Origin of the sequence: Streptomyces sp. NBC_00775, from assembly GCF_036347135.1 — a bacterium.
Taxonomy (GTDB): Bacteria; Actinomycetota; Actinomycetes; order Streptomycetales; family Streptomycetaceae; genus Streptomyces; species Streptomyces lutosisoli.
The window spans coordinates 2,505,076-2,527,959 of the sequence record NZ_CP108938.1; the positions used below are offsets into that span (position 1 = coordinate 2,505,076).

Sequence of the window (22,884 nt, forward strand, 5' to 3'; positions counted from 1 at the left end):
GCTCGTTTTTGTGTGACGTTCGCCGCTCCCGCTCTCGGGACTGGGCAGGGTGGTTACTCGTAAGTAGCATGTGGGGGTGAGCGCGCGCTCAGTCGCGTGTGTCGCGCAGCAGTGCCATCCCGCATCTGGAGGAGAGCCATCGTGCCTCGTACCGTCAGGGACGTCGTCTTCGTCGACGGCGTCCGCACCCCGTTCGGCAAGGCGGGCCCGAAGGGCATCTACCACGAGACCCGCGCCGACGACCTCGTCGTGAAGGCGATCCGGGAGCTGCTGCGCCGCAACCCGGGTCTCGACCCGAAGAAGATCGACGAGGTCGCCATCGCCGCGACCACGCAGATCGGTGACCAGGGCCTGACGCTCGGCCGCACGGCCGGCATCCTGGCCGGGCTGCCGCAGTCGGTCCCCGGCTACTCGATCGACCGCATGTGCGCGGGCGCGCTGACCGCCGTCACCGCCACCGCGGGCTCCATCGCCTTCGGTGCGTACGACGCCGTCATCGCCGGTGGTGTCGAGCACATGGGCCGCCACCCCATGGGTGAGGGCGTGGACCCGAACCCGCGGTTCGTCAGCGAGAAGCTGGTCGACGAGTCCGCCCTGTTCATGGGCATGACCGCCGAGAACCTGCACGACCGCTACCCGCACATCACGAAGCTTCGCGCCGACGAGTACGCCGTGCGCTCGCAGGAGAAGGCCGCCAAGGCGTACGCCAACGGCAAGATCCAGCAGGACCTGGTGCCGATCTCGGTGCGCAACACCAACGCGGAGGTCGGTGAGACCGGCTGGGGCCTCGTCACCGCCGACGAGCCGATGCGTCCGGGGACCACCCTGGAGAACCTCGCCGGGCTCAAGACGCCGTTCCGCGTCCACGGCCGGGTCACCGCCGGTAACGCGGCCGGTCTGAACGACGGCGCCACCGCGTCGATCATCGCGTCCGAGGACTTCGCCCGCGAGAACAACCTGCCGGTCAGGATGCGGCTCGTCTCGTACGCCTTCGCGGGCGTCGAGCCGGAGGTCATGGGCTACGGCCCGATCCCGGCGACGGAGAAGGCGCTGGCGAAGGCCGGTCTCTCCATCGAGGACATCAACCTCTTCGAGATCAACGAGGCCTTCGCCATCCAGGTCCTCGCGTTCCTCGACCACTACGGCATCGCCGACGACGACGCGCGCGTCAACCAGTACGGCGGCGCCATCGCGTACGGCCACCCGCTGGCCTCCTCCGGCGTCCGTCTGATGACGCAGCTGGCCCGCCAGTTCGAGGAGCAGCCGGAGGTCCGTTACGGCCTCACCACCATGTGCGTCGGCTTCGGCATGGGCGCCACGGTGATCTGGGAGAACCCGCACCACAAGGACGCCGGAGGCGACAAGTGAGCACCACCGAACTCCTCAAGGGCGCGGCCGAGCTGTTCCCCGACGAGGTCGTGACCTCGGCGAACGTACGCCACCTCGACCTGCCGTTCGGCGCCGGGCGTTTCGCGCTCATCACGCTGGACAACGGCTTCGACCACACCAAGCCGACCACCTTCGGCCCGGCGTCGCTGGCGAATCTGAACTCCGCCATCGACCAGGTCGAGAAGGAGGCGGCGGCCGGCGAGATCGTCGGTGCCGGCGTCACCGGCAAGCCGTTCATCTTCGCGGTCGGCGCCGACCTCAAGGGCGTCGAGCTGCTGAAGAAGCACGACGACGCGCTCGCCATCGGCAAGGGCGGCCACGAGGTCTTCAAGCGCCTGTCGGGCCTCGCGGTCCCGACCTTCGCGTACTACAACGGTGCGGCGATGGGCGGTGGCGTCGAGGTCGGTCTGCACTGCGCGTACCGCACGGTCTCCAAGGCGCTGCCCGCCTTCTCCCTCCCCGAGGTCTTCCTCGGTCTGGTACCCGGATGGGGCGGCTGCACGATCCTGCCGAACCTGATCGGTGCGGACAAGGCCGTCTCGGTGATCATCGAGAACTCGCTCAACCAGAACAAGCAGCTCAAGGGCCAGCAGGTCTTCGACCTCGGTATCGCCGACGCGATCTTCGAGGGCGCGGACTTCCTGGAGCAGTCGCTGCTGTGGACGGCGTCCGTCCTCAAGGGTGACGTCACCGTCGAGCGCCCCGAGATCGACCGCGGTGAGGCCTGGGACCAGGCCGTCGCGCGCGGCCGTTTCATCGCCGACAGCAAGGTGCACGGGGCGGCTCCGGCCGCGTACCGCGCCCTGGACATCATCGAGGCGTCCAAGGACGGTGACCTGCAGAAGGGTTACGACGCCGAGGACGTGGCGCTCGCCGACCTGATCATGGGTGGCGAACTGCGCTCCGGCATCTACGCGTTCAACCTGGTCCAGAAGCGCGGCAAGCGCCCCGCGGGCGCCCCGGACAAGTCCCTCGCGCGTCCGGTCACCAAGGTGGGCGTCGTGGGCGCGGGCCTGATGGCCTCGCAGCTCGCCCTGCTCTTCCTGCGCCGCCTCGAAGTGCCGGTCGTCCTCACGGACATCGACCAGGAGCGCGTCGACAAGGGTGTGGGCTACGTCCACGCCGAGATCGACAAGCTGCTCGGCAAGGGCCGTATCAACCAGGACAAGGCCAACCGCCTCAAGGCCCTGGTCACCGGTGTGCTGGACAAGGCCGAGGGCTTCTCCGACGCCGACTTCATCATCGAGGCCGTCTTCGAGGAGATCGGCGTCAAGCAGCAGGTGTTCGCCGAGGTCGAGGCCGTCGCCCCGGCGCACGCGATCCTCGCGACGAACACGTCCTCGCTGTCGGTGACGGAGATGGCGTCGAAGCTGAAGAACCCCGAGCGGGTCGTCGGCTTCCACTTCTTCAACCCGGTCGCGATCCTCCCGCTGCTGGAGATCGTGCGCGGCGAGCAGACGGACGACGCCTCGCTCGCCACGGCGTTCGGTGTCGCCAAGAAGCTGAAGAAGACGGCGGTTCTGGTGAAGGACGCCCCGGCGTTCGTCGTGAACCGCATCCTCACGCGCTTCATGGGCGAGATCCAGAACGTCATCGACGAGGGCACGTCGGTCGAGGTCGCGGAGAAGGCGGTCGAGCCGCTGGGTCTGCCGATGTCGCCGCTGGTGCTCCTTGAGCTGGTCGGCCCGGCCATCGGTCTGCACGTCTCCGAGACCCTCAACCGGGCCTTCCCGGACCGCTTCACGGTCTCCCCGAACCTCGCGGCCGTCGTCAAGGCGGGCAAGCGCGGCTTCTACGTGTACGACAGCGGGAAGCCGGAGCTGGACCCCGAGGTCGCGGCGCTGCTGAAGCAGGGCGACGTCGTCCTCACCGAGGAGCAGGTCCGTGACCGCGTCCTGGACGCGGTGGCCCAGGAGATCGGTCTGATGCTCGACGAGGGTGTCGTCGCCGAGGCCCAGGACATCGACCTCTGCCTGATCACCGGTGCCGGCTGGCCCTTCCACCTGGGCGGTATCACTCCGTACCTGGACCGTGAGGGCGTCTCCGAGCGGGTGAACGGGAAGCGGTTCCTTTCGCCGGGCGCGGCTTCCGTCCCCGCGTAAGCGTTCCACTGGGTTCACCGGGTGCCCTGCACGCCTTCTTGGTGTGCAGGGCACCCGGCGTTGGGCTGCGCCCCCGGGTAGTTCGTCGGCTGCGGGCCGGTGGGGGTGCCCCTAAAAGATTGCGCAGTTCCCCGCGCCCCTTTTAGGGGCACCCCCACCGGCCCGCAGCCAAAGAAACCGGGGCGGGCGGGGGATCGAGGCGAAGCCCCGCCGAAGGGGCGCGGGGAACTGCGCGAACAACCCCCACCGGCCCGCAGTCGACGAACCGGCCTACGGGGTCTGGGGCGGAGCCCCAGAAGGATGGGACGGGTAGGGGCGGCGGGGGCGAGGAAACCCGGAGTTACACCGGGCGCCAGGCCTCCAGGGCGAGGCCCGGTTCGGGTTTGCGGCGGGTGAGGAGGAGGTCGCCGCTGCCCGGTGCGAGGCTCGCCGCGACGACGCGGCCGGCGTCGTCCTCCGCGAGGGACACCTGGGCGTCGGCGGGAAGTTGCGGCCCGGACTCCGCCCACCACGCCCCCGCCGACTCCTCCTCGGTCGGGTACGCGGCGAAAGCAACCCGCCCGCTCGCCGAACGCTGAGCGAGCAACGTGCAGTCGTAGCCGTCGAGTTCGCAGCGAACGGCCGAGACGGGACCGGGCCCGGCGGCGGCCAGCAGGGGCACCGGCTTGCTGCCGGAGCGCCAGGCGCAGAGGTCACCCCGCTCGTCGGTGAAGAAGAGGGTGGTGGAGTCGGGGGACGTGGCGAGGGCGCGGAGGGTGCCCGGGCGTACCGGGGTCTCCAGGGCCTCCTGGAGGACAGGCTGCGCGCCCGGCTCCTCCTGGCGCCAGTGCAGGATGCCGTCCGGGACGGCCGCGTACAGCTCGACGCGCCCGGACTCCCCGGTCACGGCCGCCAGGTCCCCGTGTACGTCACGCCCCTTGAGGTCGCGCCAGGGATCCCAGCCGCCCTTCGCCTTCTGCGCGACCATGCTCACTCCGCCGCCCTTGTTGCGTACGAAGACATGGGCGCGTCCCTCGGCGTCGACCGCGACGGCGGGCGTCCCGGTACGGTCGCCCTTCTTGTCGGGGTGCCCGATCGAATTCCAGTCGAGGGCGGCCAGACGCGGACGGAAGTGCGTGGAGTGGACCAGGCCCGACTCGCCGGTGACGGTCGGGCGCCACGAGACGAGATGGGCGTAGCCGTCGGGGCCCTGGCCCACGGCGAGTACGGGATGCAGGCGTTGGGCGCCGCCCACGGTGCGCTGAGGATCCCAGGGGCCGCCGGGGCCGCGCTCGGCCCGGCAGCGGACGGCGGCCTCCGACAGCAGGTACACACAGAGCCTGCCGTCGCGGCCGCGTATGAGCCAGTCGCCGTTCACCGGTTCACTTTAGTCGGGGGCGGGCCGGTCGCCGAGGCCCACCCCCGCCCCGCTCACAGACGCTTGGCGCTGCGGAACAGCCCGGCGTAGAAGCCGTTGCCGTCGATGCGCGAGGCGCCGCCCGTGTCGCCCATGGTCGGACCGTTGACCTCCTTGCGGCTGGAGATGAAGACGCGGTGGCCGTCGGTGTCCAGCCCCAGGTACAGGGCGACGTGGTCGATGTGGTTGCCGGTGCGGTGGTCCATCTTGAAGAACAGCAGATCGCCGGGTTGCAGGACGTCGATGTTCTTCGGACGCGTGTACCAGGGGGCGGGGCCCTGCATCTTGATGATGTCGACGCCCACCTTGGAGCGGGCCATGCCGTCGGCGGTGCGCGGCAGGCCGTCGCCCAGGGTGTTCGTGGCCATCAGCGGATAGCGGGCGCGGTAGCCCCAGATCATCCGCATGAAGCCGGAGCAGTCCAGGGCCCGGTAGCGCTCCTTGCGCGCCGGCATGGTGGTGCCGCTGCGGAAGGTGTACGAGATGCCGAGGTAGTCGTAGAAGTCGTTCTGCTCCAGACGGTCGACGCCGTCCGCCTTGAACGGACCGAACACCGCGTCGCCCGCGTACGGGATGCCTTCGTCGTCCTTCTTGACCGGAGCGCCCTGCACGTACTGGAAGGCGTACGCGAAGATGTCGTCCTCCTGGCTCCCGTAGTTCTGCTTGAACCAGTCCTTGAACCACTTCTCCTTCTCGGCGCCCTTGGTCCACGGCTCGGGCATCAGCCGCACCCAGTCCTCCGTCACCACCTTGGACTTGGTGCTGGCGGGCTCGCTGAAGGTGCGGGAGGGGCCGCGCAGGGTGGCGGTGCGGGCGTTGTCCGTGAAGGTGGCGAGGACCTGGCCCTTGGCGCCGCGCAGCACCGTGCGCTCGGGGTTCTTCAGGCGCTCCCAGCTCTGCTTTCCGCCCTGCTGCCCGGTGTTGGACTCCAGGTTCGGCTCGTCCGTGACGGCCTGCACCGAAGGCGCCTTGGCCTGCTCGTCCTTGCGCAGTTCCACCGTGAGGTAGCCGCTGGCGCCGAGCAGCGCGAGCACGGTCACGGCGTGGACTACGGGACGTTTCTTCTTGGGGGGCATGTGAGTCGACTCCGGTGGTCAGGCGGACGGCATGACGCCGAGGAGGATTCCGGCGGTGAGGACGACATAGGCCATGAGCGTCACCGAGCCGGTGGCCAGCAGGGTGGGACCCTTGGGCTGGCGGACGAGCTGGTAGGCGATCAGGCCGGGCACGATGAAGCCGAGGGTCTGGTTCGCGTACATCAGCGGGAACTCCAGCGACAGGACGATCATCACCGTCGCCTGGAGCGTCACGCCGAGCAGCACGACCGCGGCGAACAGCCGCTTGCCGTACAGGATCACGAACTTCTGCATCAGCAGCGTGCCGACGTACGTCAGCACGGTCACGCCGACCACCATCGCGGCGCGCTGGAGGTCCTCGACGAGGGTCAGCGCCAGCCAGCCCGGGGTGATCATGCCGCCGGGCGAGAGGTTGGTCGTGAGGTAGCAGACCAGGGAGAAGAGCAGCCCGATGGCGATGCCGATCGCGGCGATCTCGGGGGTGAGGACGGAGGGGATCAACGGTGCTGCTCTCCTGGGTTCTGCCACTGCTGCGAGTCGTCGGCGGGGGACGCGGGCGGGATGCGGGGCTCGAACAGGCCACGGGACTGCGGGGGTTCGCGGTGCTGCGGCGGTTCGGGGTGCTGCGGGAGTTCGGGGTGCCGCGGTCGGGGTTCCCGGTGCTGTTGGGGTTCTGCCTGGAACTGCTGAGGCTCCCCCTGGAACTGCTGAGGTTCCCCCTGGTACTGCTGGGGTGCGGCCGGCGCCTGGACGACGGTCGGCCAGGGCTCTTGGGGGTGCCCGCCCTGCTGGGGCCGCGCGTACTGCTGAGGGGCGTACGGCTCGGGCGGCTGCGGCTGCGGCTGCCCCTGCGGGTACGGGCGTTCCGCGTCGCGCTGCGTCGGCACATGGATGCCGGCGTGCGGCGTGTACCGGGCCTCGTACGCCTCCGAGTACGGCTGGAACGGGTCGAGGTGCGGCGCGTACAACTGCACCGTCTCGACGTGCTGCGGCTGCTGCGTCCGCGGCTGCTGGACCGGCGCCGGTGCGGCACCGGCACCGGCGGGCCGGGTCGGCGCGTCGTCGGGGCTCTCGTCGGCCGGGAGTTCGGCCAGGTGCTCCAGGAGTACCTCGCCCTGGCCGTGGATGTTGCCGATGGCGACGAGTGAGGAGTCGGCGCCGAGGCGGCCGAGGAGCTGCTCCATGAACTCCTCGGGGTCGCGCCGGTCGCCGCCGAGGTCGACGGCGCGGTCGCGGTAGGCGGCCGGGATCGCGTCGATGGCGGACTTGGCCGGGTGGCCGATCACGAAGACCTGCTCGGGGTCGAGCTCGGGGATGATCTCGCCCATCTGGCCGTTGCGTTCGACGCGGTCGGGACGGCAGTTGATGACGACGTTCAGCGGGCGGTTGATGGCGCCGAGGTCGAGCAGCTGGTTGATGTTCATCAGCGTCGACTCGGGGTCGTTGGCCGCGAAGACGTTGGCGAAGCGCAGCTTCTTGTCGTCGTGGGTGAGGTACCGCTCGACGGAGAGGACACCGGGGTCCGGCGGGGCGTCGTACATGCCCTGGAGGGCGGTGTGCCGGTCGACGCCGAGGAGGTCGGCGACGGTCAGCGCGATGGCGACGTTCTCCTTGAAGGTGAACCAGCTGAAGCCGCGCAGCTCCTCGTCGCTGACGATCTCCGGGTCGGCGTAGATCAGCTTGCAGTCCCGGGCGTCCGCCTCCTCCTGAAGGATGTGGAAGCGGTCCTTCTCGGCGGTGACGCAGATGCCGCCCTCGGGCATGGACCGGCACAGCGAGCGTGCCACGTCGTCGAGGGTGGGGCCCATCTCGGCGAGGTGGTCCTCACGGACGTTGCACAGCACGCCGATCGTGGAGCGGATCAGCTTGGACTGGTTGATCTCCTGGAGGGCCGGCATGACGGCCATGCACTCGATGACGAGGGCGTCCGGGTTGTATGCAGCCGCCCGGCGCACGATGCCGATCTGCTCGACCACGTTGGCGATGCCGAACTTGCGGTAGACCGGCTCCTCCGTGGCGTCGGGGTGGATGAACCGGGCCGCGGTGCCGGTGGTCTTGGCCACTGTCGTGAGCCCGCCGCCGCGCAGGGCGCCCGCGCACAGGCGCGTGATGGACGACTTGCCGCGGATGCCGTTGACGAGCACGCGGGAGGGGATGTGGTCGAGGTTCACGAAGTGGCGCCGCTGTTCGACGATTCCGGCGATCAGCAGGATGGTTCCGCACACCACGAGCACGGCGTAGAGGAAAAGCACGGTTTAGTCCTGGTTCCTTCCGACTCCGGCCGGGGTGCGTGCCCCGCCGTCACGTCCGCGCCGCTGCCCCTGGAGCTGCTGTCTGATCAGCTCCAGGCTGCGGGCGACGGCGCCGACCTCGTCGTGGTGGCGTGGGTAGAGCACGGTCTTGCGGTCGCCGCCCGCGAGCGTCTCGGCCTGGCGGGCCAGTTCACGCAATGGGCGGACGACGACGATGTGCAGCCAGCCCAGGCAGGCCGCGGCGGCGGTCAGCCCGAGCAGTCCGGCGAGGACCGTGCGGTTCTGGAGGCTGTACTCGGGGATGGCGAGCCCCGACGCGGGCTGCCAGCTGACGACCTTCCACTGCAGGACCTTGGCCTCGCCGCCGCCGGTGAAGGGCGCCACGGCGGCGACGCGCACGGTACCGCCGCGCTGGACAGTGGCGTACGCGTCCTTCTTGCCGAGCAGCGCGGTGAGGTGGGAGGGCGCCTTCTGGAAGGCGAGGTAGCCGGAGTCGCCGCCGATGACACGGTTCTCGGCGTCGAGGACCCGTACGTCGCCCATGCCCTGGCGGCTGAGCAGCGCGTTCAGGAACTCGATGCGGAACTCGCCGACCACGGCGGCCCCGTCGCGTCCGGGTGCCTCGGCGGTGGCGGTGATGACGGGCTTCTTGCCACCCTCGCCGGTCACTTCGAGGGACTTCGAGGAGGGGCCCTTACCGGCCGTGTGGTGGGGGGTGTGGCCGGCCTGGGCGAGGATCGTGCCGTCGGCGCCGAGGACGTACAGCGACTGGTAGCGCTGGTGGTCCTCCAGGGTGCGCTCCAGGACGGTGCGCATGTCGTCGGCCGAGGTGCGGTCGCCGATCAGCGCGGCGACGGCGGAGAGGTCCGCGTGGCCTTCGTTGAGGGCGCGGCGCACCCGGTCGCTGACGGTGGCGGTGCGCGACTTCTGGTCCCGGACGATCTGGTTCGGTACGCGTACGGAGCTGTCGGCGCGGTTGAGCACCAGCATCAGCGGCGCGGACCAGACGAGCAGCAGGACCGCGCAGACGGCGAGCAGGGCGCGGGCGCCCAGGCCCTTGCGGGGCGTGGGGCCGTCCGCGTCGACAGGGGCGCCCCGCAACTGCTGGCGCAGGCGCTCCAGGGCGGCCCCGACCCGGGCGGCCTCCCCGGCCTTCGGGACGGTCACCGGGCGCGCCAGGTCGCCGCGGGTGAGGCGGCGGCTCTCCAGGAACAGCCGGATCAGCGGGCGCTGCACGGTGCCGAGCAGCAGCATGACGGCGAGTCCGCCGATGAGCAGCAGGGCGCCGGCGGCCGCGATGCCGAAGGCCGGCCGGGTCAGCTGTGAGGTGCGTTCCTTGACGTCGACCTGGGTGACGACGGTGAGGCCGAGGCCGCTGGCCACGGTGGACTCGCCGGCGACGGGTGCGGCGAGCGTGGCGTATCCCCCGACGGTGCGCAGGCTCTTGGCCGCGTCTCCGGTCAGATGGCCGCTGACGCCGGTGTAGCCGCCCGAGCCGGGCTTCTTCGCGGTGATGGGGTTCTGCTCGGCCTTCTTGGCGGCGACGCCGGCGAAGGACTTCAGCTGCTGCTGGGCGCGCTTGGCGTCGAGGTTGCCGTGGCTGCTGAGCAGCCGCCCGGTGGAGTCGACGACACCGATGGCGCGTCCGCCGGAGAGGCTCACGCCGGGGAAGGTCAGGCTGCTGGAGGCGACCAGGAGCTGCTGCGGCTGTCCCTTCCAGGAGAGCAGGGCGAGGATGACCAGGCGGGTCTGGCCGTTGTCCATGCGCACCATGCGCGGGGCAAGGCCGTCCTTGGCGGAGAGCTTGCTCCGGTCGATCGCGGAGAGCGGCACGCTCTCGCCCCGGGCGGCGAGCAGGTCGCCCGACTTGATCTCGACGACGGCGGTGCCGCGCCACTTCTGGTAGACGTCGCCGACCTTGTCCAGGACGGTGTCCGCGGAGACGGGCTGGCCCTCGTTGAAGAGGGTGGCCGTGTTGGTGAGGTCGCTGATCGACTCGTCGAGCGAGGTCCGCAGGGCGACGGCGCCGTCTTCGGCGATGTACTGCTGTGAGGTCAGGACGGCCTTCGGGACAAGGACGTTGTCCGGTTTGCCGAGGGTGAGCGCGGTGATGCCCGCGAGCGTGAGGAGCAGAACGGACAAGACAGCTATGGGTGGACGTATCCCACCAATCAGGGACATGTCAGCCCTTCGGCGGACCTTGTGTCGCCGCTTCGGACGCGCAGCGGCCAACGGGGTGCTCCTCTCATGCAGTTACAGGTGGTGCGCGTGCCACGGGAGACACATCGCACCCCAGAGCGCACAAGAGTGCGACTCGGTCAGTTCAGACCGTTTAACTAAGAAAAGGGTTGCACACGCTCAGGAAACATTGAGGAAACTCTGATTGACATCGATCACATCTGGGCATACGGAGTCTTTGCCTCCCATGCTTCACTCCAGCCCACCGCACCCGGTCCACCGCATTCGGCCCACCGTGCGGGCCCCCGTGATCCCTGTGCCTGCCCTGTGACTATCTTGGGTGCGGCCATGAGAGTGAACGTGAACAGCGCGAAGTCGATCAGCCTGGCGGCGGCGGTCGTGGTGCTCGGCGTGCTCGCGGCCGGGATCGTCGCGTACGGATTCGGCCGCGCGAACCAGGCGCGCGGGGACGGCCCGTCCCCGGACCGGACCGGCGCCGCCACTCCCGCGGGCGTCCGCCTGGAACGGCGGATCACCGACTACACCGCCGGGTTCGGCCCGGACACCGGGTACCGCGAGCCGCACCGCTCCGAACGGCAGGCGGTCGCCGACGCCGTGGGCCAGATCCTCGACGGCCACCCCGACCGTGCCCGCACACTGCTCTCCGACATCGACTTCCAGCTGCGTACGCTCACGGACTCCACCACCGGACGCCGGTACGCGGAGCTGTCCGACCGCACGGAGGCGAGCACCGCGCCGCGCGGCTGGGGCCGTGTCTACATCGACCTGTCCGCCCCGGTCCGCTGGTCGGTGCAGGTGCCGCACCCCGTCGCCGACGCGGAGACCGAACGGCTCGGCGCCCGGGTGCTGCTCGGCTCGCCCGGCGGGGTGCTGGTTCTCGCGGGCGCGCACCGCAGAGCCGGGGAGGGCGACGCCGCCGACATGGCGCACCGCCGTGACTCCGTCTTCGACGCCGTGTGCGACGAGTTGGCCGAACGGCGGCTGCCCGGCATCCAGCTGCACGGCTTCGCCGACGACTCCGTCCCCGGCCACGATGTCGTCGCCTCCACCGGACAGGGCACGGAGGGCCGCGCCGACGGCCGCCGGCTCGCCACCGCGCTCGGCGCGCGGGACTTCTCGGTGTGCCGCGCCTGGGTCCGTTCCTGCCCGCTGGAGGGCCACGACAACGTCCAGGGCCGCAAGGCCGCCGCGGAGCACGTGCCGTTCCTGCACATCGAGTTCGCCCGCTCCGTGCGCGCGGACGACCGGCGCCTCGCCGAAGCGGCGGCCGCCGTGGACACGATCACCGAACGCTGGACGAAGCGTGCCTGAGCCGGTCCGGCGTACAACCTTCTGATCACCGAGCGGTCTGTTCACTGGATGTTCGAACGCGAGCGTCCACTGATGCGAAAGTGACACAGGGGGAACCTGGATGACCACCCGCACCCGCGCCCACACCCGTTCCGCCGCGGCCGTGGCCCTGTCGGCGGCCACGGTTCTCGGTGTGATCGGACTGACTCCCGGCGCCGCGACCGCCGCTCCGGCCGCGCCCGACAGCGCCTCGTCGGACCTCACCTCGGACTTCAACGGTGACGGCCTGCCCGATCTCGCGATCACCGCGCCCACCGCCACGGTCAACGGACTCAAGCAGGCCGGGGCGGTGACCGTGGTCTACGGCTCCGCCGGCGGATACGACACCGCGCACCGCCAGATCATCACGCAGGCGACCGACGGTGTGCCCGGCGACCCGACCGCCGAACGGCGCTGGGGCCACCTCGGCGGCAACGGCGATCTGAACGGCGACGGCCACGACGACCTTCTCATCCGCTACGGCTCCCACTGGACGGTCCTGTGGGGCGGCGCGGACGGGCTGAGCGGCGCCGGCCAACTGCCCGCGGGTGAGGGCGGCGAGGGTACGGCGACTTCCCCGTGGCTGTTCAACTACCAGGCGGACGTCGGTGACATCGACGGCGACGGCACGGCGGACGTGGCCGCGCCCGCCCAGGCGGACGGCGCGTGGGGCCTGGCCGTGTACTACGGCCCGTTCGACCGGACGGGCGCCCCCGCGCGCATCGGGTTCCGCGACACCGTGACGAAGGACGCCGGGTACGCGCCCGGCGCCGTGTTCGTGGGCGACATGACCGGTGACGGCGTGGCCGACATCGTGACCAGCGGCAACACGCGGGACTTCGCCTCGACCGGGCGCCTCTACGTGGGCTCGGCGGCGGGTCTCACCGACGCCGGAACCATCAAGGCCACCGGCACGGGCGCGTTCGGCGACCTCGACCACGACGGCTACCAGGACTTCGTCGGCGGGAACGGCGACGCGGGGACGGCCGCGGCGCCCGGCGGTGCCGTCTATGTGACGTACGGCGGTCCGAAGGGCCTCAGCACGACCCGGGCGGCACGAACCATCACGCAGGCCACCGCCGGAGTACCGGGGACCGACGAGAAGGACGACCGGTTCGGCGACAGCGTCGCCCTGGGCGACACGAACGGCGACGGCTACGCGGACCTGGTCATCGGCACGCCGTTCGAGACCGGCAGCGACGCCGAGGGCACGTTCCGGGCGGGAGCGGTCACCGTGCTGCGCGGCGGTCCGCAGGGTGTCACCACCACGGGTGCCCAGGTGCTCACGCAGAACACCAAGGGCGTGCCGAGTACGTCGGAGGTGCTGGACCACTTCGGTGCGGCGGTGCACGTGGCCGCGGGTGAGCTCCTGGTCGGCGGGAACGGCGAGGACGGCTGGAAGGGCCGCGTCTGGCGGCTGCCTGCCACCGCCGGGGGCGTCACCGGAACGGGCAGCACCAGCTTCAACCTCTCCGCGCTCTCCGGGCCGTCGGGCGCTGCCCACTTCGGCGAGGACTTCAGCCGCTGAGCCGTGCGATTCTTGGGCCATGGCCAGCCCCTTGCTCGTGATCGTCGACGGTGCGAATGTTGTCGGTTCCGTGCCCGATGGGTGGTGGCGGGACCGGCGTGGAGCCGCGGAGCGCCTCCGTGACCGGCTCGCCCGGGACGGTCTTCCCGGGCGCTCCTCCCCCGTTGAGCTCGTCCTCGTGGTGGAGGGCGCGGCCAAGGGTGTGGAGTCCGTCCCGGGTGTACGCGTCGTCGCCGCGCCCCGCAGCGGCGACGACAAGATCGTGGAACTGGTCGCCGAGGCCGGCGACCGTTCCGTCCTCGTCATCACGGCGGACCGTGAGCTTCGGGGCCGGGTGGGTGAGCTGGGGGCGGAGGTCACGGGGCCGCGGGCCGCACGCGGTGACGCATGAGCCGTTCCTCGCCCCCGCCGCCCCTACCCGTCCCATCCCCCAGGGGCTCCGCCCCTTCGACCCCGTTCGGTTGTGTTTCGGCTGCGGGCGGGTGGGGGCTGATCTAAAGGATTGCGCAGTTCCCCGCGCCCCTAAAAGGGGCGCGGGGAACTGCGCAATCTTTTAGCGGGGGTCTGGGGGCGCAGCCCCCAGGGATGGGACGGGTAGGGGCGGCGGGGGCGAAGACGGGCCCTCAGTCGGCGGGCGGTGTTCGTGTGTACAAGGTCGCGCCGTCCACCACCCCCGCCTGCTCATACCCCGCGGCGAGCAGCCGGCGGAGGGACGGGACACGGTCCGGGGCGTAGGGCTGGTCGGTGGAGTCGTCGATGACGAGGGCGGGCGGGTGGGTGGTCATCTCCTCGCGGAAGACGGGCCAGGCACCCTCGACGGCGTATTTCTCGCCGACTTGGGGACCGTTGCGGCCGCCGCTGTAGTTGGTGAGGAGGCCGGCGGTCAGGTAGCGACTGGCGGGGGCGCGGTCGGCGAGCCAGTACGTCTCCGGGTGTATGCCCCAGACCAGGACCCGGTCACCGGGATCCGTGCGATGGGCGAGCGCGTCCGCGAGGCGCTGCGCGTGGGCGAGTTCGGGGCGCGGCGCGAGCAGCCCCCAGGCCAGGAACAGGGTGCAGCAGCAGGCCGAGGTGAGCAGCGCGGTCACCATTCGGTCGCGGGGCAGGATCTGCAGCGCCGCCGTCGCCAACAGGGCCACCGGCGGGATGAGTTGAAGGTAGTAGTGGCCGAAGAAGTGGAAGCCCAGGGCGACCGCCACCGCCGACGAGGCCAGCCACAGCCACAGCTCCGCCGATCCGGTACGGGCGATGCGCAGCACCCGTACGACCGGAGGGATCAGGCCCGCGCAGGCCACCGCCAGGATCGCCGCGTTGGTCAACCCCCGTGCGAGGACATGGAGTTCGGACCCGGTGAAGGAGGCGTACGCGCCCGATCCGGTGACCGTCCAGAACAGGAAACCCGCGGGGTCGGTGAGCTGCGCCGCGCAGAGGACCGGGAGGACGGCCCCGACTCCCAGCCGTACCAGGGCGTTTCGGGGCGGCGCCCCGGACTGCCAGAGCAGCCACACCACCGGCACCAGCACCGCCCCGCCCGTCTGTTTGGCCAGGAACGCGCAGGCGACGGCGAGTCCGGCCGCACCCCAGCGGCGCCGGTCCGCGCACCACATCGCCGCGGCCGTGCACGGGAGCATGAAGACCTCGAACGTCGCGGCCTGCGCATCCTCGGGGTTGAGCCCGATGGAGGCCAGCAGATACAGCACGCCCGCCGTGCACCCGGCCGCCCCGCCCCAGCGGCGCCGGGCCAGGGACGCCAGCAGCACGGCGGTGGACAGCTGGGCCAGCACCGCGAGAACCCGCACGGAAGTGAGCGAGCCGGAGCCGCACACCGCGAACGCCGCCTCGTACAGCCACGGCACGAGCGGCGGCTTGCGGTCGACGACCGTCTCGTACAGCTCTCCCCCGTGCGCCAGCATCCGCGCCTGTACGGCGAGATAGCCCTCGTCCGGGTTCCACAGCGGCCGTATGAAGGAGGGGGCGCGGGTGACGCAGGCGAGCACCGTCAGCACGGGCAGGACCCGTCTCCAGTAGCCGTGGTCCGATGCCGGCGACTTGACTACGGGGCGTGATGATTCCAGGAGCTCGGCGAGCATACGGTGCACGCTATCCGGCCCCGCAGTCTCCACCGAAGCGGGACATACGGGGCCGGAGCGTCAACTGGGCCGATTACTCGGATTCATGGTGCCGCCCCTTCAGCACCTCGCCCACCGTCGTCTCCTCTTGCCGGCCGAGACGGCTGTGCGAGCGCCCGTACAGGAAGTAGACGACGATGCCGATCACCATCCAGATGACGAACCGGAGCCAGGTCTCGGAGGGCAGGTTCAGCATCAGCCACAGGATGGCGAGGACGGACACGATCGGGAGGAACGGCACCCACGGCGTACGGAAGGAGCGGTGCAGGTCGGGGCGGGTACGGCGGAGGATGATCACGCCCAGGGCGACGACGACGAAGGCGAAGAGCGTGCCGATGTTCACCAGTTCGGCGAGTTCGCTGAGGCTGGTGAAGCCGGCCAGGACCGCGATGATCACACCGAGCAGGATCGTCGGCCGGTGGGGGGTCTTGAAGCGGGGGTGGACGTGGGAGAAGAAGCGCGGCAGCAGTCCGTCACGGCTCATCGCGAAGAACACCCGGGTCTGGCCGAGAAGCAGGATCATGCAGACGGTGGTCAGGCCGACGGCGGCGCCGAAGCTGATCACGCCCGCGTACCAGGGGTGCCCGATGGCCTTGAAGGCATCGGCGAGCGGGGCGTCCACGGACAGCTCGGTGTAGTGCTGCATGCCGGTCACCACGATGGCCACGGCGACGTACAGCACGGTGCAGATGAACAGCGAGCCGAGGATGCCGCGCGGCATGTCCCGCTGCGGGTTCTTGGTCTCCTCGGCGGCGGTGGCCACGACGTCGAATCCGATGAAGGCGAAGAAGACCACGGAGGCGGCGGTGAAGATGCCCATCACACCGAAGTTGGAGGGCGCCCAGCCGAACATCAGCTGGATGAGCGGCGCCTTGAGACTGCCGCCCGCCTCCACCGTCTGGGCCTTCGGGATGAACGGCTTGTAGTTGTCGGAGTTGATGAAGAAGGCGCCCGCAATGATCACAATGAGGACGACAGTCACCTTGATGGCGACGACGACCTCGGTGACCCGCGCGGACAGCTTCATACCGAGCACGAGGATGCCGGTGAGCACCAGCACCAGGGCCGAGGCGAGGATGTCGAAGCCGAAGCCCGAGGCGCCCTCCCGGCCGCTGAGCGCCACCGGCATGTGCCAGCCCGCGTTGTCCATCAGCGAGCGCACATACCCCGACCAGCCGACGGCGACCACCGCCGTGCCGAGCGCGAACTCCAGGACCAGGTCCCAGCCGATGATCCAGGCGGGCAGCTCGCCGAGCGAGGCGTACGAGAAGGTGTACGCCGATCCCGCCACCGGGACCGTGGACGCGAACTCCGCGTAGCAGAGGGCCGCCAGACCGCAGACGATGCCCGCCACGACGAACGCGAGGGACACCCCGGGGCCCGCGTTCTCCTTGGCGACCTTGCCGGTGAGGACGAAGATGCCGGTGCCGATGATGACACCGACGCCGAAGACGGTGAGATCCAGAGCGGACAGCGACTTCTTGAGTGCGTGCTCCGGCTCCTCAGTGTCCAAGATCGACTGTTCGACCTTCTTCGTTCTGAAGAGGGTGCTGCTCACGGGCGTACCTCCCACGCTTGTCGTCCTCGACATGATCGGGAGGGCGGGCGCTTCGTACGCCCCGACATGAGTGGGTTCACGCGAATGGGCCGGTTTCTCCACCCGTAGGGGGTGGAGAAACCGGCCCATTGGACCTGCGGTGTACGTCAGTCGCGCGCGGGCTCCACCGAGTCCACGGCCTGCGCGGGGGCCGTGAAGCGGCCGTCGAGCTTGGAGACAAGGCCGGTGACCTGGCGGGCGATGTCCGGTGCGGTCAGGCCGATCTCCGTCATGACCTCGGCGCGGGAGGCATGGTCGAGGAAGCGCGGCGGGATGCCGAAGTCGCGCAGCGGGACGTCGACGCCCGCGTCGCGCAGGGCCTGCGCGATCGTCGAACCGACGCCGCCGACGCGGGAGTTGTCCTCGACGGTGACGACCACGCGGTGCTGCTCGGCGAGCGGGGCCATGGCCTCGTCGACCGGCTTGACCCAGCGTGGGTCGACCACCGTCGTGGTGATGCCCTGCTTGTCGAGAAGGTCGGCGATCTGCAGGCACATCGGCGCGAGCGCACCGATGGAGACGAGCAGGACGTCGGGGGCGTCGGTGCCGGGCGCGCGCAGCACGTCCATGCCGCCGATCCGGCCCACGGCGGGCACGGCCGGGCCGACCGCGCCCTTGGAGAAGCGGACCACGGTCGGCGCGTCGGTCACCTCGACGGCCTCGCGCAGCTGTGCGCGGACCTGGTCGGCGTCGCGCGGCGCGGCGAGCCTGAGGCCCGGGACGACCTGGAGGATCGACATGTCCCACATGCCGTTGTGCGAGGCGCCGTCGGTGCCGGTGACGCCCGCGCGGTCCAGTACGAAGGTGACGCCGCACTTGTGCAGGGCCACGTCCATCAGGACCTGGTCGAAGGCGCGGTTGAGGAAGGTCGCGTAGACGGCGAAGACGGGGTGCAGTCCGCCAGTGGCCAGGCCCGCCGCCGACACGGCGGCGTGCTGCTCGGCGATGCCGACGTCGTAGATGCGGTTCGGGAAGGCGTCCGCGAACTTCTTCAGGCCGACCGGCTGCAGCATCGCCGCGGTGATCGCGACGATGTCCTTGCGCTCCCTGCCGAGCTCGACCATCTCGTCGCCGAAGACGGAGGTCCAGTCGGCGCCGGAAGCCTTGATGGGCAGGCCCGTGTCGGGGTGGATGGGGCCGATGCCGTGGAAGCGGTCCGCCTCGTCCTGGAGGGCGGGCTGGTAGCCGCGGCCCTTCTCGGTGAGGCAGTGCACGATGACCGGGCCGCCGAAGCGCTTGGCGCGGGCGAGCGCCGACTCCAGGGCCTCGATGTCGTGGCCGTCGATCGGGCCGACGTACTTCAGGCCCAGGTCCTCGAACATGCCCTGCGGGGCGATGAAGTCCTTGAGGCCCTTCTTGGCGCCGTGCAGCGTCTCGTAGAGGGGCTTGCCGACGACCGGGGTGCGTTCCAGGAGGTCCTTGCCGCGGGCCAGGAAGCGCTCGTAGCCGTCCGTGGTGCGCAGGGTCGCCAGGTGGTTCGCGAGGCCGCCGATGGTCGGCGCGTACGACCGCTCGTTGTCGTTGACGACGATCACCAAGGGGCGGTCCTTGGCGTCGGCGATGTTGTTGAGCGCCTCCCAGGCCATACCGCCGGTGAGGGCACCGTCACCGATGACGGCGACGACGTGGTCGTTCCTGCCGAGCACCTCGTTCGCCTTCGCCAGGCCGTCGGCCCAGCCGAGGACCGTGGAGGCGTGCGAGTTCTCGATGACGTCGTGCTCGGACTCGGCCTGCGCGGGGTAGCCGGAGAGGCCGCCCTTCATCTTCAGCTTCGAGAAGTCCTGGCGGCCGGTGAGCAGCTTGTGGACGTAGGACTGGTGGCCCGTGTCCCACAGCACCCTGTCCTTGGGTGACTCGAAGACCCGGTGCAGGGCGATGGTGAGCTCCACGACACCGAGGTTGGGGCCGAGGTGGCCGCCGGTCTTGGAGACAGCGTCGACGAGAAAGGTCCTGATCTCGCCTGCCAGCTGGTCCAGCTGCTCCAGGCTGAGCCGGTCCAGATCACGCGGTCCCCTGATGCGGGTCAGCAGCGGCACCCGTGCCTCCTTGCAGTAGAGCTGTTGCCGGGCTAGTCGAGTCTAATGTTCCGCCTTTACGCACGTGGCCCGCCCCTGGCGATCTACGCCACACGAACGGTCGCACGAAGGGGAACACCCGTTCCCCCCGCCCCCGAACATGACTGTGCCCGGCACCGCCATTGGTACCGGGCACAGGTTCAAGAGGGGCCAGGATTTCCGCGTCTCTTCAGCGGGCGGGACTGCAGCGCCCCGTCAGGGGCGCGGGGAACTGCGCGACCAGCCACGACGGACGGTCAGCCGCAGACCCACCGCACTCCGACGGCGCTCCCGCGAAACCCCCGCGTTATGCGCGCCCCGCAGCCTTCTGCGACTTGCGCGACACCGAGTCGATGACCACGGCACCCAGCAGCACCGCACCGGTGATCATGTACTGGATCGACGTGTTCATGTTCAGCAGGTCAAGACCGGTCTGGATGGACTGGATGACCAGCATGCCCAGCAGGGCCGACCAGACACTGCCCCGTCCACCGAAGAGGCTGGTACCACCGATGACCGCGGCCGCGATGGCCAGCATCAGCGTGTTGCCGCCACCGGCGTTCAGCGTCGCGCTCGCGGTCTGACCGGCGAAGAACATACCGCCGACCGCCGCGAAGCCGCCGGAGATGGCGAACACGGTGATACGAACCATGGGCACGCTGATACCGGCCCTGCGGGCCGCCTCGATGCCACCGCCGACCGCGAAGATCTTCCGGCCGTACGTGGTGCGCCGCAGCACGAAGTCGACGACCACCAGGGCCCCGAGGAAGATCACCAGGGCGTTGGACACACCCGAGGCGTTGTTCAGCACGACCGCGGCGGCGAAGGACGCCACGGCGAGCGCGCCGACCCGCACGAGGATCTCGCTGGTGGGCCGGAAGGGCACACCGGCGGCACGGCGCCGGCGCTGCTCGCCGAACGAGCCCACGAGCATGGACAGGACGCCGAGGCCGGCCAGGACGTAGGCACCGATGACGGCCTGGTCCATGAAGAAGGAGTTCTGGCCGAGGAGGTGCACCGGGCCCGACTCGGACGGGACGTTGATGGTGCCGCTCGAACCGAGCAGCCACAGCATCAGACCGTTCCAGCCGAGGAAGCCGGCCAGTGTCACGACGAAGGCCGGTACGCCGATCCTGGCGAAGAACCAGCCCTGCAGCGCGCCGATGCCGACACCGGTCAGGACGGCCAGGACCAGGGCCAGCCACGCGTTCACGCCGTGGTTGACCACGAAGACGGCGAACAGCGTGGACGCCAGACCGCTGACCGAGCCGACGGAGAGGTCGATCTCTCCGAGCAGCAGCACGAACACCAGGCCGATGGCCAGCATGCCGGTGGCCGACATGAAGTAGCTGATGTTGGACAGGTTGTCGGCGCTGAGGAAACGGTCATTCTGCAACTGGAAGATCGTCCAGATGATGATCAGACCGACGAAGACCGGCAGCGAGCCCAGCTCGCCGCCCTTCACCTTGCGCTTGAACTCGGTGACGTAGCCCTTCAGACCCTCTTCGCGGACCAGCAGTCGCGGGTCCACGACGGTCACCGGCGCGGCCGTGGGGTCGTCGGCGGGAGCCACCGTGTCCCGCAGCTCCGGCTCGGGGTCAGACTTCGTGACCTTGGACGTGTCGCTCACTTTGCCGCCTCCGTGCTGCGACGCCCCGCACGACGGGTCACGGCGTTGTCCGTGGCTCCCGTGATGGCGGCGATGATCTCTTCGTGGCTGGTGTTCTTCACAGGGAAGGAGCCGTTGTTCTTGCCCAGCCGCAGGACGGCGACGGTGTCCGCGACCGCCTTGACGTCGGCCATGTTGTGGCTGATGAGGATGACGCCGAGGTTGCGCTCACGCAGCCGCTCGACCAGGTCGAGGACCTGCGCGGTCTGCTCGACGCCGAGGGCGGCGGTGGGCTCGTCGAGGATGACGACCTTGGGGTCGCCGATCAGGGCGCGCGCGATGGCGACGACCTGGCGCTGACCACCGGACAGACTCGCGATCGGGATGCGGACGCTCGGGATGCGGATCGACAGAGTGCTCAGCAGCTCGCGAGCCTTCTGCTCCATCGTCACCTCGTCGATGACGCCGCGGCGCAGCAGCTCCCGGCCGAGGTAGAGATTGCCGACCACATCGAGGTTGTCGCACAGGGCGAGGTCCTGGTAGACCGTCGCGACGCCGAGTCCCTGGGCGTCGTGCGGCTTGTTGATGCTGACCGGCTTGCCCTCCCACTCGATGACGCCCTCATCGATGGGGTGGACACCCGCGATCGTCTTGACCAGGGTGGACTTTCCTGCGCCGTTGTCGCCCACCAGGGCGACCACTTCTCCGGCTTGGACCTCCAGCTCGACGTCGGTGAGTGCCTGGACCGCACCGAATCGCTTGGAGACTCCGCGCAACGCCAGCACGGGCGTAGCGGACACGTGAACCATCTCCTTCGCCGCCTGACCGGCGGGGATGCCGCGCATGGGGGGACAGGCGCGGAGGGATGTGCGAGACGCACAAGGTTTACAAGATGAACATGCGCGAATCCGCTGCGCTTGGCAACGGTTCCGTCCGACGCCCACCCCGCAGCGGGGTATGTAGGTGGGGCAGGCGTCGGACAGGTTTTCGCGGGACCGCCGAGCGGTCCTTACTCGACCTCCTGCTGGAGAAGTCGATCTCCAGCAGGCCGGTGTCGAGTGATTACTGCAGGCCGGCGGCCTTGCAGGCCTTGGCGTACTCGGAGGTGCAGATATCGGCGACGGTGTAGAGCTTGTCGGCGATGACCGTGTCCTTGATGTTGGCCTTGGTGACCGACACCGGGGTCAGCAGCTGCGAAGGCACCTTGGTGCCGGAGCCGCTGGTCAGCGTCTGGGTGGCCAGGTCCTTGATGCTCTTGCCCTCGAGCAGGTTGACCGCGAGCTGGGCAGCGGCGTCCGCCTCCGGCTTGAAGGCCTTGTAGACGGTGCTGGACTGGGTGCCCGCGACGATGCGCTGGATGCCCGCGAGCTCCGCGTCCTGACCCGTCAGCGGGATACCGTCGATGCCGGCGCCCTTGAGGGTGTTGGCGATGCCACCGGCCATGCCGTCGTTGGCGGAGTAGACGCCCGCGATCTTCTTGGCACCGAGCTGGGTGATGGCCGCGGACATCTTCTGCGCGGCGACCGTGTCCTTCCAGAGGCCGGACTGCTCGTAGGCGATGTCGACCTTGCCGTCGAGGACGTTGTGGGCGCCCTTCTTGAACTGACCGGCGTTCGGGTCGGCGTCGTCACCGTTGATCATGACGACCTTGGACTTCGTGGTGGCCTTGGAGCCGAGCGAGTCGAGCAGCGCCTGACCCTGGAGCTCGCCGACCTTCACGTTGTCGAAGGAGACGTACGCGGAGACCGGGCCCTGGGCGAGACGGTCGTACGCAACGACCTTGATGCCCTTGTCGACGGCGGTCTGGATCGAGGACTTGATGGCCGCGGAGTCCTGAGCGCTGATCACGAGGACCTTGACGCCCTTGGTGATCATGCTGCTGACCTGCTGGGCCTGCTTGGCCGCGTCACCGGCGGCGTTCGCGTACTCGACCTTGCAGTCGGAGCACAGCGCCTTGACCTTGGCGTCGAACAGCGGGTGGTCGAACTTCTCGTAGCGCGTGGTGACGCTGTCGGGAAGGAGAAGACCGATGGTCTTGCTGTCCGAGCTGCTGCTGTCAGAGCTCTTGTCACCGGCCTTGCCACAGGCGGCCACGGAAAGGGCCATCGAAACCGCGGCGGTACCGATCACGACTCTACGCATCGTTGCGTTCATTGGGGGTGTGCCTCCCTGACAGGGCCGCAACGCTGCGGCCGAGGTGGCTCGAAGTCAACTCGGCCGCAGG

Annotated in this window: 16 protein-coding genes; 5 read left to right on the top strand and 11 right to left on the bottom strand. The window is 69.9% G+C overall.

Annotated features, from left to right (window positions below; all coding sequences use genetic code 11):
* Positions 1 to 141 precede the first annotated feature (141 nt).
* Together OIC96_RS11210 and OIC96_RS11215 are read left to right on the top strand one after the other, a co-directional pair.
* A complete protein-coding gene (locus tag OIC96_RS11210; protein WP_327432497.1) occupies positions 142 to 1,368 on the top strand; it encodes a thiolase family protein in 1,227 nt (408 codons plus the stop codon).
* Positions 1,365 to 3,491 carry a 3-hydroxyacyl-CoA dehydrogenase NAD-binding domain-containing protein gene (locus tag OIC96_RS11215; protein WP_330307985.1) on the top strand — a complete coding sequence of 709 codons (2,127 nt, stop codon included), beginning with the start codon at positions 1,365 to 1,367 and terminating at the stop codon, positions 3,489 to 3,491. Before OIC96_RS11210 ends, OIC96_RS11215 begins: the two co-directional genes overlap by 4 nt.
* Before the next feature lie 340 nt (positions 3,492 to 3,831).
* Here OIC96_RS11215 and OIC96_RS11220 read toward each other — a convergent pair whose 3' ends face one another.
* Genes OIC96_RS11220 through OIC96_RS11240 form a run of 5 tightly spaced genes read right to left on the bottom strand, consistent with a single transcriptional unit; the run spans position 3,832 to position 10,396 of the window.
* Complete coding sequence (locus OIC96_RS11220) at positions 3,832 to 4,848, bottom strand: hypothetical protein (RefSeq protein WP_330307984.1); 1,017 nt, start codon at positions 4,846 to 4,848, stop codon at positions 3,832 to 3,834.
* Positions 4,849 to 4,901: 53 nt separating this feature from the next.
* Positions 4,902 to 5,963 carry an NlpC/P60 family protein gene (locus tag OIC96_RS11225; protein ID WP_330307983.1) on the bottom strand — a complete coding sequence of 354 codons (1,062 nt, stop codon included), beginning with the start codon at positions 5,961 to 5,963 and terminating at the stop codon, positions 4,902 to 4,904.
* An 18-nt stretch (positions 5,964 to 5,981) separates the two neighbouring features.
* Positions 5,982 to 6,464, bottom strand: a complete 483-nt coding sequence (locus OIC96_RS11230) for a poly-gamma-glutamate biosynthesis protein PgsC/CapC (RefSeq protein ID WP_327432493.1) — start codon at positions 6,462 to 6,464, stop codon at positions 5,982 to 5,984.
* Positions 6,461 to 8,215 carry a poly-gamma-glutamate synthase PgsB gene (gene pgsB / locus OIC96_RS11235; RefSeq protein ID WP_330307982.1) on the bottom strand — a complete coding sequence of 585 codons (1,755 nt, stop codon included), beginning with the start codon at positions 8,213 to 8,215 and terminating at the stop codon, positions 6,461 to 6,463. The genes OIC96_RS11230 and pgsB overlap by 4 nt, the downstream gene beginning before the upstream one ends.
* Positions 8,216 to 8,218: 3 nt before the next feature.
* Positions 8,219 to 10,396 carry a HAMP domain-containing protein gene (locus tag OIC96_RS11240; RefSeq protein ID WP_330307981.1) on the bottom strand — a complete coding sequence of 726 codons (2,178 nt, stop codon included), beginning with the start codon at positions 10,394 to 10,396 and terminating at the stop codon, positions 8,219 to 8,221.
* Positions 10,397 to 10,741: 345 nt separating this feature from the next.
* Here OIC96_RS11240 and OIC96_RS11245 point away from each other — a divergent pair, with 345 nt between their 5' ends.
* The 3 genes from OIC96_RS11245 to OIC96_RS11255 all read left to right on the top strand — a co-directional run bounded on the left by OIC96_RS11245 (position 10,742) and on the right by OIC96_RS11255 (position 13,662).
* Complete coding sequence (locus OIC96_RS11245) at positions 10,742 to 11,725, top strand: hypothetical protein (RefSeq protein WP_330307980.1); 984 nt, start codon at positions 10,742 to 10,744, stop codon at positions 11,723 to 11,725.
* A gap of 100 nt (positions 11,726 to 11,825) precedes the next feature.
* Positions 11,826 to 13,271 carry an FG-GAP-like repeat-containing protein gene (locus tag OIC96_RS11250; RefSeq protein ID WP_330307979.1) on the top strand — a complete coding sequence of 482 codons (1,446 nt, stop codon included), beginning with the start codon at positions 11,826 to 11,828 and terminating at the stop codon, positions 13,269 to 13,271.
* A gap of 19 nt (positions 13,272 to 13,290) precedes the next feature.
* Positions 13,291 to 13,662, top strand: a complete 372-nt coding sequence (locus tag OIC96_RS11255; protein WP_330307978.1) for an NTP pyrophosphohydrolase — start codon at positions 13,291 to 13,293, stop codon at positions 13,660 to 13,662.
* 232 nt (positions 13,663 to 13,894) lie between these two features.
* Here the strand turns inward: OIC96_RS11255 and OIC96_RS11260 are convergent, their stop codons facing one another.
* The 6 genes from OIC96_RS11260 to OIC96_RS11285 all read right to left on the bottom strand — a co-directional run bounded on the left by OIC96_RS11260 (position 13,895) and on the right by OIC96_RS11285 (position 22,802).
* Complete coding sequence (locus tag OIC96_RS11260; RefSeq protein ID WP_330307977.1) at positions 13,895 to 15,361, bottom strand: ArnT family glycosyltransferase; 1,467 nt, start codon at positions 15,359 to 15,361, stop codon at positions 13,895 to 13,897.
* A gap of 73 nt (positions 15,362 to 15,434) precedes the next feature.
* Positions 15,435 to 16,958 (bottom strand): amino acid permease, encoded by a 1,524-nt coding sequence (locus OIC96_RS11265; RefSeq protein WP_330307976.1) that lies wholly within the window; start codon positions 16,956 to 16,958, stop codon positions 15,435 to 15,437.
* Positions 16,959 to 17,104: 146 nt separating this feature from the next.
* Positions 17,105 to 19,033, bottom strand: coding sequence for a 1-deoxy-D-xylulose-5-phosphate synthase (dxs, locus tag OIC96_RS11270; protein WP_330307975.1), 1,929 nt, complete (start codon positions 19,031 to 19,033; stop codon positions 17,105 to 17,107).
* Between the two features lie 325 nt (positions 19,034 to 19,358).
* Complete coding sequence (locus tag OIC96_RS11275) at positions 19,359 to 20,681, bottom strand: sugar ABC transporter permease (protein WP_330307974.1); 1,323 nt, start codon at positions 20,679 to 20,681, stop codon at positions 19,359 to 19,361.
* Positions 20,678 to 21,469 (bottom strand): ATP-binding cassette domain-containing protein, encoded by a 792-nt coding sequence (locus OIC96_RS11280; RefSeq protein WP_327435245.1) that lies wholly within the window; start codon positions 21,467 to 21,469, stop codon positions 20,678 to 20,680. The genes OIC96_RS11275 and OIC96_RS11280 overlap by 4 nt, the downstream gene beginning before the upstream one ends.
* A gap of 253 nt (positions 21,470 to 21,722) precedes the next feature.
* Positions 21,723 to 22,802 (bottom strand): sugar ABC transporter substrate-binding protein, encoded by a 1,080-nt coding sequence (locus OIC96_RS11285; protein WP_330307973.1) that lies wholly within the window; start codon positions 22,800 to 22,802, stop codon positions 21,723 to 21,725.
* Positions 22,803 to 22,884 lie beyond the last annotated feature (82 nt).